A 15792-nucleotide genomic window follows, 5' to 3' on the forward strand; every position below is an offset into this window, starting at 1 on the left:
GTTGAATTGTTTGATTTAAAAATCGTTTTTAAAACCCCTTTTATTTAGTTCTGGTGTTTTGATTAGGTCTATCCAATCCAGACAGCATTTTATGGTTCAGAAAAATTGTTTAATTCAGTAGTCCGAGATTTGATCCAGAAATAGGCTATTTATTCACCATCTGGATGCTTCTCTTCAGAAACGGGTGTCTGACTTAACTCAGTTAACTCAATTTGTTTAATTTGGCTCAGCAATTTTTTTAATTACATCCAGCATGCCGTCGGGCTCGAAAGGTTTTACTATGAAACCCATGGCACCTATTTTCATGGATTCCGTTATCAGAGCCTGCTGCCCAAGAGAAGAGCACATTACTACTTTCGCATCAGGGTCTATTAAAAGAAGTTTTTGTAATGCCTCTTTTCCGTCCATATCTGGCATTATTATGTCCATCAGCACAAGGTCAGGTTTTACCTCCAGATATGTCTGAATCGCTTCTTCTCCATCACCTACTTCAGCAACAACCTCGTGTCCGTGCTTCAAAAGAATGTCTCTGATTACCATTCGCATAAATTCGGCATCGTCCACGATCATTACTCTTGCCATTGATCTACCTTCTTTATTTTTATAAGCAAGTGATAATACCTCATGTAAAAGTATTGTGTTCTGTTTTATATTGAAGGGTATTGATCCTACTTTATATTGTGACAGTATGTGTCCTCTTTATATTGAGACCGTTCTGAAATTATCTAACTTCAAAATTTTATTTTTTTGGAAATACTCTGAGTTTTAGAATAATCATGCTAACCCTGTAGCTCTGTTCCTAACTTTTTCCCTTTTTTTTCGGCCTATTCCGGCCTGTTTGAGTCTTTTATACTTTAAACCGAAGAATTCCTGTTGAAGCTATTTTCCAGATAACTTTTATCAGAATACTCACAAGGTTAACATAATGGTTGACGCAAGTTTTTTTGCTAACAGAAGGCTTTTCTATTAATGTGAAAAAATATATGCGAAACCTGCTATATTAAACTTTTTTAATTATCTTTATCAAATTATATAGCTTTAAACTCGTCTCAATTTTGGAATATTTGCATGTTAACAAACAGTTTTCAAAAGTTATGTGAATCTAAAAGTTATGTGAATCTAAAAGCGCATTTAACTTTGACCGAGTCTTCCAGATATAGAGCAAAAACTGGTGGCTTGATCAGCAGATTTATTTTTACTTTCAATCAAATTAACTCTTACAAAATGGGGAATATACGAAGAAGGCGGCCTGCACTATTTAGATATATTAATACAGACATATATTCATAAATAACTTTATATTCTACGGGGAATTTATATATCTTTATCAAGTCGGGGAATTTACCGCTATCTGCTATATCGTTATACAAAGGATAAACACTGCGAACTGGATGTCTTCTTTTTGTCACTGGAATTTAATCTATCTGGTGTTAAAATTTAGTTTTAAGTGTTTGAGTGCCGATTGTAAATTCCAACTAACTATACTGACCAACTAACTATACTAACCAACTAACTATACTGACCAACTAACTATACTGACCAACTAACTGCCGACCAATCAATATACTCAAAATTTTCCGAGTATATCAGGAATTTTAAACAAAGGAGTAATACTTGCAATAAAAATTACTGTGGTTATTTAATGGAACTTTTTCTGAGGAGTATATAAGGAATAGGATAGTATATATCGCATAATTAATCGGTTTATCTGTTCCTACAGTAAAAATTATTTCTCCAAAATAACCCCCTGTAAGAATAATAATTCAGTAAGAAAAGCACCTCCAGAAGAAGAGCCTCATTACGAATATCTATAGGATATCTTTCCGAGACCTCTACATAAAGATCTCATCCCGAGACTTCTTCAAGCAAACACAGGAGTGATCAAATGCCTGAAATCCTGATCGTTGAGGATAACCTGCTTAACCTTGTTATTGAAGCTGACCTTCTGAAATCCTGCGGATATGATCCGAAGAAGGCAAAAAACGGCTTTGAAGCACTTGAAGTTCTCAGTAAGGTTAAAGTTGATCTTGTACTGATGGATATGGAACTTCCAAAAATGCATGGTCTTGAATTACTTCAAAGGATAAAATGCGACCCTGAAACACAAGGCATAAGGGTTGTTGCCGTTACAGGACATTGTGATCCCGAAAGTGAACAGAAATTCCTTAAAGCCGGATGTCATGCTGTCCTTTCCAAACCCATAAATTTTGATCTTTTCGGAGAGCAGGTCAAGGAATTTCTTACAGCAATGAATTCTCCTGGTTGAATAATTCTCTTGCCTGATGATTCTCTTCACTGGATTTTTTCCTGAGGAGTATCTTTAAAAGGAGTCCTTGAAAAGTGCCTGATCTCGGGTTCCCCTATTATTTTAGATTCTTATCCCTTTTAAGAATCAGAAAATTTATGAATTCTTAAATAATCTATATTGAGTACTAGTTGGGAAATCTGGATAAGACCTTACAGGTTTTTCCTTTACAGGTGTATATCCTTCTGTTCTTTTCAACATGAGCCGCTGTGGGTTGTAATGCGGTTGCAGGATAAAAAGGGCAGAAAGGCAAAGAAGCTGGAATCACGGGTGAAAAAGATGTACAAAAGCACAAAGATAGGGCATGTGGTGATAGGATTTGCCCTTCTCCTCATTTTGATCTTTTTTGTAGGTTATACAGGTTATCAGGGCATGACCGAAGTCGAGGAGAAGAGCCGGGCTATCCAGAATATGACTTTTATTATGAATAACATGCAGGAAGCCGTGCAGGCAGAGGAAAGTTACATTATTCACCGAGATCCGGCTTACAAAGAAGAAGTTTATTATTATCTTGGCCTTGTGCCCACCCAGGCGGCTATATCCAAAGAAATATACATCGGCTATCTGGATCCTGTGAACCGCGACAGGATGGATTTTGTTCTTGCAGCTTCGAGCAATTTTAGTGAAGCTTTTGACATGTATGTCGAAGCAGATGATGAACAGGCAGTCACAAGAGACAAACTGGTTGTCGATAGTGACACTCTGATAACAAACGCAGATGAGCTTTCTAAAAACCAGATGATCCAGTACAGGGAGGAATTCGAGAGCGGATATTCAAATGAAACTCTCGAAGGAAAATTCTCCAACGCCGAGAGCGCCCGGAGCATCATTGTATTGACAATGAAGGCCAGAAACGAGTATCAGAATTATGCCATGAACCCGGATCAGCAGTATGCGGATAACTTTGATGCTTATATGGAAGATCTTATTGAACTTTCTACAGATTTGAACGGGCGAATGGAAAGACCCGAAAATATTGCTCTGGGAGAGGAAATCCTTACAAGTGCGGAAAATTTCCAGGCTGATTTCGAGCAGTTTAAGGTTCTGGAAGAGAGAAAAACACTCGAAGCAGCAAATATGGCGGCTATAGCTGCGCAGGTTGAAGAAGTAGCTACATCTGCAAGTGCTGACCAGAAAGAAAAACTGGACTCGCTGATTGTAAACTCTATAAATAAGATCTTTCTGGTAACTTTTCTTTCAATTCTTATTGGTACTTTACTTGTTTTTGTGATTTTGAATATCTACAGAAAGCCTATCTACGAACTGCTTGAAGCTGCCGACAGGATCTCTGAAGGAGACCTTGATGTTGATATTAAAGGCTCCTCAAGAAGTGAGATCTACCAGCTTTCAGAGGCTTTTAAGGCAATGGTTGAAAACCTGCGGAACCTGATTAAAGAAATTCAGGAGGGTTCATCGCACCTTGCCACCCTTTCGGAGGAAATGTCTTCTTCTTCCGAAGAAGTGGCATCTGCATCAAGGAGAATTTCAGAGACGGCATCTGAGATCTCTAACGGGGCAGAGATGCAGAGCACAAAAATTGTTGATATAACTCATGCAATGCAGGATATGACCCACAATATCCAGGAAGTTGCGGATAATACTCATAAGGTTTCTAAGAGCACAAATCTGGTGAATGAGACCGTCAACAATATAGGGAATGTTTCCCGAGGCGTCCTGTCAAAGATGGACCTTATCAGTTCTTCTGTTGATGACACTGAAGTTGTTATCAAGGAGCTTGATTCCAAGTCTCAGCAGATCGATGAGATCATAGCGTTAATAACCAGAATTGCAGACCAGACCAATATGCTTGCCCTGAATGCAGCAATCGAAGCTGCAAGAGCAGGCGAACATGGAAAAGGATTCTCTGTTGTGGCCGATGAAGTCCGAAAACTTGCTGAGGAATCCGGAAGCGCAGCGCAGAATATCTCCAGGCTGATTGATGAGATCAGGGAAAGTATAAGCGATACGGTGGAAGGCATAGAAGCAAGTAAAAAGAACGTGAAGAACGGCTCGATTTCGGTTAATGAAGAGGTTGAGATGGTTACCGGGATCGTCTCCACAATCAATGAGATCACGAATATGATCGAGGATGTTGCAGCTGCTACGGAAGAACAGTCAGCATCCATTGAAGAAATTACCTCTACCCTGGAAGATATATCCTCAATATCGGAGCAGTCCGCTGCAGGAACCCAGGAAACTGCCGCAGCTCTTGAAGAACAGAGCGCCTCTATGTCCGAACTTGCCAGCATGGCGAATGATCTCTCTTTGCTTGGAGAAAAGATGAAAAAAGCAACTGAAAAATTCAGGCTTGGAAATTCAACCGGCGAGAAAGAAAATCGTTCTGGATAACTATGATAGGGCAATAGCCGGTTAAAATCCTTAAATTGGCCCTGAGGAATTAAAATGTTTGAGGAAAAAGCAGAAAAGGAAGATTCGACTCCTTCTGAGGAGTTGCTTCATTTAGTAGTTTTTGAACTGTCAGGTGAGGAGTTTGGAGTCGATATCATGCAGGCTTCCGAGATCATACCGGTTTCGAAAATCACCCGTGTTCCTCAGGCTCCGGAATGCGTAAAGGGCCTAATTAACCTGCGGGGAAAAATTATCGTAGTAATAGATCTTAACCGGCGTCTTGGATTCAGTCCGAAAGAAAACGACAGCCTGTCCCGAATTATCATAGTTGAAGTCAAGGACACAATTATAGGCATGCTTGTAAACTCCGTAACCGGGGTGTTGAAACTACCTGTTTCTTCTGTTGAACCGACCCCGGATATGATTAAATCAAAGATTAATGTCGAATATCTTACCGGAGTAGGGAAAATGGGGGATAGGCTCCTTATCCTGCTGAACCTTGCAAGGGTACTCGGAGAAGAAGAAATTGACGAACTCAGCCAGCTTTCTTCTTCCGCTTCATCTCCTTCTTCTGAGCAGCTTCCTGAGGAGAATATCGAAAATCTATAATCCTCCAGTGATAAACTCCTCCAGTGGAGTCTGGATATTATGCACCCTGCTCTTATTTTCCTTTTCGCCCTTATCTCCATACTGCTGCTTACAGCAAAATTCAGGCTTCATCCGTTCCTTAGCCTTGTTCTCGTATCTCTGCTCACAGGAGTGCTTGCGGGTGAGCCTATGGGTGCAATCGAAGCTATAACTAGGGGACTTGGCAGTGTTTTTTCCCGTTTTGCTATAATTATCACCTGCGGGAGTATCATCGGGATTTTGCTCCGGAAGACCGGCGGAATGTCTTTAATAGCTTCTGACATTATGCGCTTTTCCAGAAACCCTCTGCTTGCCCTGAGCATTCTTGGTTTTCTTTTTTCCGTGCCAATGATGTGCTATATCCTGGCTTATGTCATCTTTATTCCGATAGCAAAAGAGTTGGCGACCAAGCTCAATTACCCCTCCATTTCCACTGCAACATCACTTGCACTCGGGGCTGTTGCATCATTTAATCTGGTGTATCCTTCTCCCGTAATTATTTCGGCAGCAGAAGAACTTTCGGCAAACACGGATACACTCATTCTTATGGGATTTTTTATTGCTGTCCCGACTTCTATTGCAGGTTACCTCTATGCCAGAAAATTGGGGAAGGCTGAGTCCTATGGAGCTTCTGAATATGGCAATCAGGGACATGTTCAGCCAGGATTTACTGAAATTACGATAACAGCACAAAAGGAGAAGGCAGGAATAATACAGGAAAAAGAAGGCACAAGGGAGAAGGCAGGAATAATACAGGAAAAAGGTATCGAAGTGCAGAAGGATGGGGTACAAAAAGAAAACGGATTGCAAAGAAAAGAGGGAGTGCAGGGAAAAGAAACTAAAAAGCCAGGCAGGCTTGAAGCATATGCCCCAATCTTTCTTCCTCTGCTTCTGATTCTTTTCCAGGCTGGTTTTGAGCATCCCTCTCCACTGTTTGCTTTTCTGGGGAACCCGAATGTTGCACTCCTTATAGGAGTTCTGCTCTCAATTTTTTCCGGCAGGACACTGGGGTTTGAAATGGTCAGGGCTCTGGTCGAAAAAGCTGTAAGGAGAAGTGGTGTTGTCCTGCTCGACCTGTGCGGGGGAGGTGCCCTTGGAGCGACTCTTGCCATGACCGGGGCAGGAGAAGCCCTTGGCAGGTTTTTCCTGCAGATTAACCTGCCTCATATCCTTGTTCCTTTTCTTGTTGCAGCAGCCCTTCAAACCGTACAGGGGTCACGGGTTGTAACAATGCTTGTTGCACCGTCCCTTTTGCTTCCTCTTGTTCCGGAACTCGGGCTTCCTGTGGAAATCCTGATCCTTGCAATGGCTTCAGGTACATTCTTGTTTTCACACGTCAATGATCCATTCTTCTGGATTTTCGGGGAACTGGCAGAACTTGAACCCTCCGAGGTTTTCAGGTCAAATACGCTTGGGAATGCTCTGATGGGTGTGGTAAGCTTCCTGCTGGTTGCCGGAGTGTATGTTTTCTTCTATTGAATTTTTTTTCATTTCCTTTCCAATTTGGATATACTACAAATTTTAACTTGGTATTTGGTCTATGACAAATAATAAATATCAGTTTTTTATATTTCTCTATATGAATGAGCAGAATTATCCCGAGTTTACAGGCCTCGAACTCTCTCCGAGAAAGGTGGATTACCTCAAGTTCATTCTTGAAAAAAATGGCACCGTAAAGACTACTGAAATTTCCTCCTGTCTGCAGGTTGACCCTTCAACAACAACAAAGACTTTAAACGAACTTGCGGCAGCCGGTTATCTGAACCACATTCCGTATAGGGGAGTGGATCTGACCGAAATGGGGAAGGAATATGCGGAATTCCTTGTCCGGAGGCACAGAATTTTGAGTCTTCTGTTAACTCATTACGGGCTCTCAACGGAGGAAGCATGCGCTGAAGTTTCTCGTTTTGAAGCTTTTGTTTCAAGGGACGCCGTAAACAAAATATGTAACTCGATGGGCCATCCGATGGTCGGTGTATGCGGAGAAATCAGCCACGAGAAGTGCCTTCATTTGGAGCAAAGCCTTCATTTGGGACATAATCATTAAAGGAGAATCGTCATTAAAGGAGAATCGTCATTAAAGGAGCATTATCCTTAATTTCTGGTATGACTGAAGGGTTGGACAAATTCTTCAATCCAGATCTTTGATTCAAGTTTTTGGTCCCGGTCTCTGGTTATGGTATGTTTTTGATCCATGTCTTTGATCCGGCTTTGAATCAAATTTGGTATATGCCCAAAAAACAATCAGCATATTTCATATTTTTGGGTATATGCCAAGTTTATCTAATTTCCCGGTTTATCTTACTTATATCAACATCATTTCAACTCTTTCCAGAAATGAAATCGATTGAAGCAATGAAGCGGAAACGAAAGTGAAAAACAGGAGTTCAATTATGAAAACAAAAATCATAACTACATTAGTACTTTTGATTGTTGGTCTGAGCATTTTTGTCAGCGGTTGCACGGATTCCGGCAACTCCGATAACGAGACTGCGGGACAGGGAGCTGAAGTATCGGAAACGGATGAACCTATAATCGTTGCCGTAAGTATTGTTCCCCAAGCTGAATTTGTAGAAAAGGTAGGAGGGGATAAAGTAGAAACTGTTGTTATAGTCCCATCCGGGGCAGATCCTCATACCTATGAACCTTCCCCAAAGGAAGTCCAGGAAATCAGCAAAGCCAGAATGTTAGTAACAGTCGGAGTTGGCATGCCTTTTGAGGATAGCTGGATTGACTATTTCGAGTCCATGGACAGTGGCACTCTTATTGTAAATTCTTCTCAAGGGATTGAATTGAGAAAGCTTGAAGAACATAATCATGCAGGAGAAGAAGGAGAACATGATGAAGAGCTTGAAGAAGGACATGAAAACGAGAGTGAGGAAGATCATGGAGAACTGGACCCCCACATCTGGACATCCCCTGCAAACGCAAAGATAATGGTTGAAGAAACATATGAAGGGCTTGTAGAAATCGATCCTGAAAACGAAGCTTACTATGCTCAGAATAGAGATGCTTACCTTGAAGAGCTGGATGCTCTGGATACAAGGATTCGGGAAAAGCTTGAGGGAAAAGAGGAAAAAAGCTTCATGGTTTATCATCCATCCTGGGGGTATTTTGCCGCAGACTACGGGCTTACTATGATTCCTGTTGAGATTGAAGGAAAAGAACCGAGTGCACAGGATCTTGCAAAGCTTGTGGACCTTGCAAAGGAAAAGAATGTCACGGTTGTCTTTGTCCAGGCTCAGTTCAGTACCCGGAGTGCGGAGGTTTTAGCTCAGGAGATTGGCGGCGAAGTTGTGGCTGTTGATCCTCTTGCGAAGGATTACATTGCAAACATGGACAATGTATCCGATGTCTTTGCCAGAAACCTTGTGTAATATCGTTTTCAGGTTCCTGTTCAAGTACCTGTTTGAGTTCTCATCAGGTCCTGTTCAAGTGCCTGTTTGAGTTCTCATTCAGGTTCCTGTTTGGGTTCTTATTCAGATCCTTATGAAGGTTCTATATCTAAATATAAAAAGAACCTAATTTGGGGTAAGATAAAAACGATGGTGAAGGAAAGGTAATGGAGAAGGTTATAGAGTTAAAGGATGTCTGGGTCCGCTACGGAAACCAGACAATCCTTGAAGCAGTAAATTTCGAATTAAAAGATCCTAATGGGCTTCTCGGGATTATAGGACCCAATGGTGGAGGAAAGACCACATTTCTCAAAGTGCTTATAGGGCTCTTGAAGCCCTATAAAGGCAGTGTGAAAATATTTGGAAAGCCTCCGGAAAAAAGCAGAGACCTTGTAGGGTATGTCCCCCAGTACAAAGGTTTTGACTTTGATTTTCCTATCAGTGTCTGGGAAGTGGTCCTGACAGGCAGGATGAGCCATACGGGTTTTCTGAAAAAGTACAGTGAAGAAGACAAAAAGGCTGCTGAGGAGGCTCTGAAAACAGTAGAGATGTTCGGCCTTAAGGGCCGGCAGATAGGCCAGCTCTCGGGCGGGCAGCGGCAGAGGGTTTTTATTGCCAGGGCTCTTGCAACGAAACCTAAACTCCTGCTTCTGGACGAACCCAACTCCGGGCTTGACCCTCACATGCAGGACGAACTTTACAGGCTCCTGGACAGGCTCAAACATGAAATGGCAATCATTATGGTTACACATGACCTCAGCGCAGTTTCTGTCTATGTGGACAGGATAGCCTGCCTTAACCGCACGTTCCACTACCACAACTCTAAGGAAATCCCGGCTGAGGACCTGGAAGCCACTTATCAGTGCCCTGTCGAACTGATTGCTCACGGAGTACCCCATAGAGTGCTGGAGCAGCACAAAGGGAATTCATGAAGTCAAGGATTGGGTTTGAAAAACAGTTTCTTGAGGAGAAATAATAAATGTTTGAGCTTCTGCAATATACTTTTATCCAGAATGCCCTTATAGCCGCAATCCTTGCAAGTGTTGCCTGCGGAATCATAGGTGCTTTTGTTGTTGTCAAAAAAATCGTCTTCATCAGCGGTGGGATTGCCCATGCTTCTTTCGGAGGTGTAGGGCTTGGTTATTATTTAGGGATCAACCCTATGCTCGGAGTCCTTCCTTTCAGCCTGTTCTCTGCTCTTGTCATGGGTACCGTAAGCAAGAGATCTAAAATTCCGGAAGATAGTGCAATAGGCATTCTCTGGTCTCTTGGAATGGCTCTTGGCGTTATTTTTGTATATCTAACTCCAGGATATGCCCCTGACCTGATGACCTACCTTTTTGGAAATATTCTTACGGTTCCCCGTTTTGACCTGTACCTGATGCTGGTTCTTGACGCTGTCATAGTGAGTGCGGTCTATCTGTTCTATAAGGAATTTCTCGCTTTATGCTTTGATGAAGAGTTCACAACTGTGCAGGGGATTCCTACCGAAAAGCTCTATCTTTTACTGCTCTGTATTATTGCCCTTACAATTGTTGTCCTTATCAAAGTCGTGGGGATTATCCTTGTGATCGCCCTTCTAACCATTCCTGCCACCCTGAGCAGAAAATTCACTCATAACCTGAAACGAATGATGCTTATATCAACTGCCTTCGGGACCTTGATCAGTGTTACAGGAATAGGCTTTTCCTATGCTTTGGATGTTCCTTCTGGAGCCACTATTATTCTTGTACTGAGCTTTGTATACGGGCTTGTAGCTATCGGCATGGATATGCTAGAAGGCAGGCATGTTTCAAAGAGTTGAAAACATGCCATTATTTTTTAAAATTTTTTTGAACCAGCCGTCATTTCTAATATAAGTGTATTTGTATAGAATTTAGGTAATGTACAGAACTCGGATCTAAGGCTCAGATCTGAAGGATCAGGTATATATTCTAGTACTCTTCAGTATATAATTTATTTAAGTAAATTTTTTGGCAGAACTAAATTTTACCCTCTACAAAATTATATTTGAATTGTTTTATTAAGACATAATTTTATATATGGTAAAATGTAAGAAGCCTAATTGTTAAATCAGATTTTTTATACTACCAGGTTTGCAAGTTAACATTCCTGGAGTAAATTAGTAATTAAAAACAAAATCCAAAAACGAAATCCGAAAACGAAATCCGAAAACGAAATCCGAAAACGAAATCCGAAAACGAAATCCAAAAACGAAATCCAAAAATGGAATTCAAAAATGGGATTCAAAAATGGAATTCAAAAACGGAGTACACAGCACCGTGTGAGATACTACAAAGCCGCTTCTAGTGGGGAAGCGATGCATTTGCGACAGGTTAGGGTATGCACAGTCAAATCTCACCCGGGCGCACAATTGATACACCTGCGCTGCCACCATCTCAAGCCAGCAGGTGTGTCCGTAAGCCACCTCAAAGAGGTTAACGTTTGGTTCGGTTCCCATAAATCAGAAACCGCCAGATTCGTCTATTGAAATATGAAACTTAATATATAAAACGTCATACCAGGGTGATAAAATGGACCGCGAGACAACCCGGGATCAAAATATTGAAGAAAACGAAATGTTTGATGGCGAAAACCTCAACCTTCCGGATATCCCTCTTCCGGAAACAGACAATGTGCTACATTCAATCCTGAACTCTTTGAATCAGAACATCGCAGACTTTTACACGTTTGTGAAGTTCAACAACTATCTCTCTGAGGACCATCTCAACGTTGAGCTCCTTAAAAGAAGCATGGGCATTCACAGGGACTTTACAGCCCTTTTCCTGCATACCAAAGAAGAACTGGTATTTACCTATCCTGAATTCATAGAAAAGACAGAAAGGCTGTTGTTTAAAGGGGTGGTTGGTACCGACTGCATAAAATACACACATAAGGTATGCAGGTCAATTAGTGATTATAAGATCGCCCTTCACAGGGAAGGTTACTTGCCGGACCTCAGAAGACAGCTGCCCCTTGTTGACATTTAACTCTCAAGCAGCCACTTTTTTTCATTCTTTTTCTTATGCTTATCTTTTTCTTATGCTTATCTTTTTCTTATGCTTATCTTTTTCTTATGCTTATCTTTTTCTTATGTTTATTTTGTTTCATTTCTACAACCCTCTTATTTTTTTCAACATCTAAAATTTCACAAAACATATGTTTACATACCTGAGTTTTGTGAAATCCGATTTTTGTAAATTTAAAGTCGATCTAGATGTAAAGTTTTTTAAGTAACCTGGACCTCATAAAAGTCTCTCATAAATATGAAAAAGCTTTTCCGACTTTGATTTTGGTCCCAAACTCTATGTAAAATTTACAGTACTTCTGAATAGTTATATTCAATTTTCAGTACATACGTAGTCTTATATTTAGGGAAAGATATCTGGCGTCCAAGGCATCTGTGAAAAAAACGGAAAATAAAAAACGGTGTCTTGAAAAACGGTAGCTTAAAAAACGATATATTAAAAAACGGTAGCCTAAAAAACGATATATTAAAAAAAGGTAGCCTAAAAAACGATATATTAAAAAACGGTAGCCTAAAAAACGATATATTAAAAAAAGGTAGCCTAAAAAACGATATATTAAAAAACGGTAGCCTAAAAAACGTAATTCTTGAAAAACGGCATTACAAAACAGATGCCTACCCCCCAATTAGAGAAGTATATTTTTAAGTTTTGTTCATCCAATGGTTTTTTCTGGAAAAATACTTTATCTCTTTTGGATTGAGAATAAAAATTAGCAAATTAGATGAAGGCTTAATTCCCTCATCTAATTGTTTCTGAACCGAGCTTGTTTAATGCTTTTTTACCTGATTTTCTTTGTTTTTACTTCCTTTTATACAGGAATGTTGCAGCAAGCAGTCCGACTGCGCCATAAACGATTTCAAATCCAGGTAAGCCTGCTTTTTCCTGTTCAGGCTCCTCCTCAATATCTGCTTCGGCGCTCTTGGTGTTCTGGGCAACATTTCTAACTTCAGGTCCAAGCTGCGTTTCATTGCCAGTTTCGTTCACTTCAACGTTTTTTGTAGGTTTGGGGATGATACGGGCTTCCCCAGTACCGCCATCAGTGTGGTAGTGGACTATACTGGTGTCATTACTGTCATCGTTTTCGGTTAAGTTAAGGACGATCAATTGTCGTACACTACTGTTCTCATCAGGAAGTTCGTTGCAACTTACTATTGCCGTATTTTCGATGAATCCGTCCCCTCCACCGTTACTGTCAATGTCCTCTTGGGTTACCGTATAGTTCCCGAAGAATTTCCACGTCTCTCCCGGATTCAACACTCCTGAGTCAAGATCGTCTCCAGCAGGTTCTGTCAATGTAATCATCGAGTCGTTTACCAAAACTCCTGTCAGGTTCGCGCTGCCTTCATTCTTCACAATTATCTGATATTCTATTATGTCCCCAGCTTCGTTGATTATATTATCTCCGGCTTTATCGGCTCCGATTATTGATTTATATATTGAATAATCAGGGTTTTCTCCTGTTGAATTATCCCCTGTTGAATCATCTCCTGTTGAATCATCTCCTGTTGAATCATCTCCTGTTGAATCATCTCCTGTTGAATCATCCCCTGTTGAATCGTCTCCTGTTGAATCGTCTCCTGTTGAATCATCTCCTGAAGACGCTTCTTCTATAGGTACCCTGACACTATCACATTTTGCCCCCAACTGATCACAATCTACCATTGCTACGTTATCGATGTATCCATCACAGTCGCCGTTGGTGTCTATATCTTCCTGTGTCACCTCGTAGCAGCCGTTATAGGTCCAGGTTTCCCCAACTTCCAGGATGCAGTCCCTATTCTTTGATTCTGTCGGACCTGACAGAGCAATCAGGGAGTCCGTAACAGTTACATTTGTCAGGTCGACATCTCCGGTGTTGGTCACGACTATCAGGTAGGTGATAACATCTCCGGCTTCTTTTACACTGGCTTGTGACCCCATGCAATTTACACTTTTGACGCACTTTTCTATTTCATATGCCGGAAAGGATTCACAAGCCGAGCTTACCTGTACAGGTGCTACTTCACAGTCAGCTTCGGTCTCCAGCTGATCGGATGCGGTTGAAGATGCGGTTTGCACAAATTGTGTCACCCCGGACATGATCAACATCATTGAAAATATAATCAAAAGTAGTGAATGTAACTGGTTTTTTCTCGTCCCATTGGTGGGGGATAACATGGTCATACCCACAAGGTTTGCGATATTCTTTCTCATTTATTCACTTCCAGATTTTTTTTCTTAAAAATTTAAATCTATATTTATAATTAAACTCAAAAAATTAACATTTATCGAAAAGGTAATCTAAGATGGACAAATACCAATTTTTAATACCTCACACCCTATTGAATAAATTTTGGAAATAATGTTGACAACAAATAAATCTAGACAGTTAATCCTCAAACAATAAAATCAAAGTTAAACAGAAGTTAATTTTTCAATCCTTTTTCTCCTTCCGTTGAATCTTTTATCGTCAGACTTATTATATTTTCTAGTACCATACTCCTGATAATATTCATAATAAGATACCTTCGAATATATAATTTTGGATCAAAAATATTTGATAAAATTTGGATTGTTTATTAGGATTTTAAAGCCTTTATATCATTTTTAAAGATTGATTAAGCATTTTTTTAATTTTATTTTTTTCAAATGTTTCTTTTTTTCCAGTTTAAATATTCTGAATATAATCCCAATTTTATTCACAGTGTCATAGGGAAAAAAACAAATATTATTTCAAATGATGTTTCAAGACTTTAGTTTTTAAAATTTTGACACAACTCAACAATTCCATTACTTTTAAAAAACAAATAATTATTAAAAAATGAAATCTTTTTTTCAAATAATCATACTTGATTGAAAAAAGAATAAAAAAGTAGAACTTCAGTTTTTACTGAAGTCCTTAGTGTTTCATGTTCCTACCGGTAGCAGCTTGGGTCTTTTAGATTTCTTCTTCGCCGACTTCCATATAAAAGGTATTGAACCGTTTCTAGAGTGTTTGAGTCGTTTCCGGATTTTGGGGTATTCTTCTATCCTTCTTTCCAGTTGAAAACAGATTCAGTAACTCTAACTTTCAAAACAAAACTTAATGTTTATTTTTGTGAGTTCTTTGTTCATCCTTTATGTGCACATATAAAAATAGCGTACATCTCGTACCAGTAAGGACAGAAAATCCACTTAAATCCTGCTTCTTCAAGTCTCTCCCTGAACTTTTCTGGGGTATCGATGCTCTCCCTCACATCTTCAAAAGTTTCCAGCATTTCTTCCGCTTCTTGAACGGTGAGTTTCTGGTCAACCATGTACCGCTTCCAGTGATCTATGTAAATCTTTTCTTCCCACTCACTCTCGGGCCTAAAGATATCTCCTTCAATAAACCTTCCATCCGGTTTGAGAGCCTCGTAAATTCGCCTGAAAACTCGGGATTTTGTACCCGGAGCAAGGAAGCAAAGGCATTGTGTGGAAACCACAGCATCAAACTTTCCTTTTCCCTCTGAATGTTCTTTCCACCCGGGCCCTTCATGCCCTCCGAGATTTTTCCACTTTGCGCACTCTTCCTGAATATCCCCCTCAATGAATGTGACGTTCTTCTGCAGTTCTGGCTTCTCCTTCGCCACAGCCAGCATTTCAGGGTTTCTGTCGATGCAGGTTATTTTAGCATCAGGTTTTTCTTTCCTTATCAAGCTGGTGAGAAATCCGGTCCCGCTCCCAAGTTCGAGTATCTCGATTTCCCTGGACGTCCTTTCTGTTTCTTCGGAAATTGACTCCGGATTTGGATCCGGCACTGGCTCAGGGATAAATTCGATTACTGTGGAGAAGAATGCCTGCCAGTTTGGAAGACATTGTTTCTGGAGGGTGTCGTAACGGGAAGGGAGCTTGTTGGAGATTGAACTGGTTGAAGTCATAGAATCATCTCTAGAAAAGATCCTGAAAAAGATCTCTGGAAAAGTTTTCTGGAAAAGATCTTCATTAATTATTAGAAAACATGAGTTAAATAATTGCGGTTGTATGTCAGATTACAGGTAATCTTAATAGGATGCCCATACACATCGGATTAAAACAATTTGATGTTTATTTTTTACATCCGGTTATACCCAAACATCCTTCTTGATGG

Annotated in this window: 14 protein-coding genes; 11 read left to right on the forward strand and 3 right to left on the reverse strand. The window is 40.3% G+C overall.

Annotated elements, in window-relative coordinates; all coding sequences use genetic code 11:
• Nucleotides 1–216: 216 nt before the first annotated feature.
• The gene (locus MSSIT_RS20655; RefSeq protein WP_048174334.1) at nucleotides 217–582 is read right to left on the reverse strand and encodes a response regulator; all 366 of its coding nucleotides are present in this window, start codon (nucleotides 580–582) and stop codon (nucleotides 217–219) included.
• 1303 nt (nucleotides 583–1885) lie between these two features.
• On the opposite strand from MSSIT_RS20655, the gene MSSIT_RS20660 reads away from it, so the two are divergent.
• The 11 genes from MSSIT_RS20660 (at nucleotide 1886) to MSSIT_RS20705 (ending at nucleotide 12350) form a co-directional block, all read left to right on the forward strand.
• Nucleotides 1886–2266 carry a response regulator gene (locus MSSIT_RS20660; RefSeq protein ID WP_048174335.1) on the forward strand — a complete coding sequence of 127 codons (381 nt, stop codon included), beginning with the start codon at nucleotides 1886–1888 and terminating at the stop codon, nucleotides 2264–2266.
• Between the two features lie 258 nt (nucleotides 2267–2524).
• Nucleotides 2525–4654, forward strand: coding sequence for a methyl-accepting chemotaxis protein (locus MSSIT_RS20665; protein ID WP_231590166.1), 2130 nt, complete (start codon nucleotides 2525–2527; stop codon nucleotides 4652–4654).
• A 54-nt stretch (nucleotides 4655–4708) separates the two neighbouring features.
• Nucleotides 4709–5263, forward strand: coding sequence for a chemotaxis protein CheW (locus MSSIT_RS20670; protein ID WP_048174336.1), 555 nt, complete (start codon nucleotides 4709–4711; stop codon nucleotides 5261–5263).
• Nucleotides 5264–5302: 39 nt separating this feature from the next.
• Nucleotides 5303–6760, forward strand: coding sequence for a GntP family permease (locus MSSIT_RS20675; protein ID WP_048174337.1), 1458 nt, complete (start codon nucleotides 5303–5305; stop codon nucleotides 6758–6760).
• Nucleotides 6761–6860: 100 nt separating this feature from the next.
• Nucleotides 6861–7328, forward strand: coding sequence for a metal-dependent transcriptional regulator (locus MSSIT_RS20680; protein ID WP_048175166.1), 468 nt, complete (start codon nucleotides 6861–6863; stop codon nucleotides 7326–7328).
• Between the two features lie 346 nt (nucleotides 7329–7674).
• Complete coding sequence (locus MSSIT_RS20685; RefSeq protein WP_048174338.1) at nucleotides 7675–8658, forward strand: metal ABC transporter solute-binding protein, Zn/Mn family; 984 nt, start codon at nucleotides 7675–7677, stop codon at nucleotides 8656–8658.
• A 185-nt stretch (nucleotides 8659–8843) separates the two neighbouring features.
• Entirely contained in the window at nucleotides 8844–9608 is a 765-nt protein-coding gene (locus tag MSSIT_RS20690; RefSeq protein ID WP_048174339.1) for a metal ABC transporter ATP-binding protein, read from the forward strand.
• A 47-nt stretch (nucleotides 9609–9655) separates the two neighbouring features.
• The gene (locus MSSIT_RS20695; RefSeq protein ID WP_048174340.1) at nucleotides 9656–10480 is read left to right on the forward strand and encodes a metal ABC transporter permease; all 825 of its coding nucleotides are present in this window, start codon (nucleotides 9656–9658) and stop codon (nucleotides 10478–10480) included.
• 516 nt (nucleotides 10481–10996) lie between these two features.
• Nucleotides 10997–11167 (forward strand): hypothetical protein, encoded by a 171-nt coding sequence (locus tag MSSIT_RS23840; RefSeq protein ID WP_156158923.1) that lies wholly within the window; start codon nucleotides 10997–10999, stop codon nucleotides 11165–11167.
• Between the two features lie 43 nt (nucleotides 11168–11210).
• A complete protein-coding gene (locus MSSIT_RS20700) occupies nucleotides 11211–11666 on the forward strand; it encodes a hypothetical protein (RefSeq protein ID WP_048174341.1) in 456 nt (151 codons plus the stop codon).
• 444 nt (nucleotides 11667–12110) lie between these two features.
• On the forward strand, nucleotides 12111–12350 hold the full coding sequence (locus MSSIT_RS20705; RefSeq protein WP_048174342.1) for a hypothetical protein: 240 nt from the start codon (nucleotides 12111–12113) through the stop codon (nucleotides 12348–12350).
• 153 nt (nucleotides 12351–12503) lie between these two features.
• Here the strand turns inward: MSSIT_RS20705 and MSSIT_RS20710 are convergent, their stop codons facing one another.
• Together MSSIT_RS20710 and MSSIT_RS20715 are read right to left on the reverse strand one after the other, a co-directional pair.
• The gene (locus MSSIT_RS20710) at nucleotides 12504–13898 is read right to left on the reverse strand and encodes a DUF7507 domain-containing protein (protein WP_082089098.1); all 1395 of its coding nucleotides are present in this window, start codon (nucleotides 13896–13898) and stop codon (nucleotides 12504–12506) included.
• 896 nt (nucleotides 13899–14794) lie between these two features.
• Nucleotides 14795–15583, reverse strand: a complete 789-nt coding sequence (locus MSSIT_RS20715) for a class I SAM-dependent methyltransferase (protein ID WP_048174344.1) — start codon at nucleotides 15581–15583, stop codon at nucleotides 14795–14797.
• Nucleotides 15584–15792: the final 209 nt, after the last annotated feature.

Source organism: Methanosarcina siciliae T4/M, assembly GCF_000970085.1.
Classification (GTDB): Archaea; Halobacteriota; Methanosarcinia; order Methanosarcinales; family Methanosarcinaceae; genus Methanosarcina; species Methanosarcina siciliae.

Excerpts from the sequence above, each read along its gene's own strand:
- MSSIT_RS20655 (WP_048174334.1), bottom strand. The coding sequence starts at position 582 with ATGGCAAGAGTAATGATCGTGGACGATGCCGAATTTATGCGAATGGTA.
- MSSIT_RS20660 (WP_048174335.1), top strand. The coding sequence starts at position 1,886 with ATGCCTGAAATCCTGATCGTTGAGGATAACCTGCTTAACCTTGTTATT.
- MSSIT_RS20665 (WP_231590166.1), top strand. The coding sequence starts at position 2,525 with ATGCGGTTGCAGGATAAAAAGGGCAGAAAGGCAAAGAAGCTGGAATCA.
- MSSIT_RS20670 (WP_048174336.1), top strand. The coding sequence starts at position 4,709 with ATGTTTGAGGAAAAAGCAGAAAAGGAAGATTCGACTCCTTCTGAGGAG.
- MSSIT_RS20675 (WP_048174337.1), top strand. The coding sequence starts at position 5,303 with ATGCACCCTGCTCTTATTTTCCTTTTCGCCCTTATCTCCATACTGCTG.
- MSSIT_RS20680 (WP_048175166.1), top strand. The coding sequence starts at position 6,861 with ATGAATGAGCAGAATTATCCCGAGTTTACAGGCCTCGAACTCTCTCCG.
- MSSIT_RS20685 (WP_048174338.1), top strand. The coding sequence starts at position 7,675 with ATGAAAACAAAAATCATAACTACATTAGTACTTTTGATTGTTGGTCTG.
- MSSIT_RS20690 (WP_048174339.1), top strand. The coding sequence starts at position 8,844 with ATGGAGAAGGTTATAGAGTTAAAGGATGTCTGGGTCCGCTACGGAAAC.
- MSSIT_RS20695 (WP_048174340.1), top strand. The coding sequence starts at position 9,656 with ATGTTTGAGCTTCTGCAATATACTTTTATCCAGAATGCCCTTATAGCC.
- MSSIT_RS23840 (WP_156158923.1), top strand. The coding sequence starts at position 10,997 with ATGCATTTGCGACAGGTTAGGGTATGCACAGTCAAATCTCACCCGGGC.
- MSSIT_RS20700 (WP_048174341.1), top strand. The coding sequence starts at position 11,211 with ATGGACCGCGAGACAACCCGGGATCAAAATATTGAAGAAAACGAAATG.
- MSSIT_RS20710 (WP_082089098.1), bottom strand. The coding sequence starts at position 13,898 with ATGAGAAAGAATATCGCAAACCTTGTGGGTATGACCATGTTATCCCCC.
- MSSIT_RS20715 (WP_048174344.1), bottom strand. The coding sequence starts at position 15,583 with ATGACTTCAACCAGTTCAATCTCCAACAAGCTCCCTTCCCGTTACGAC.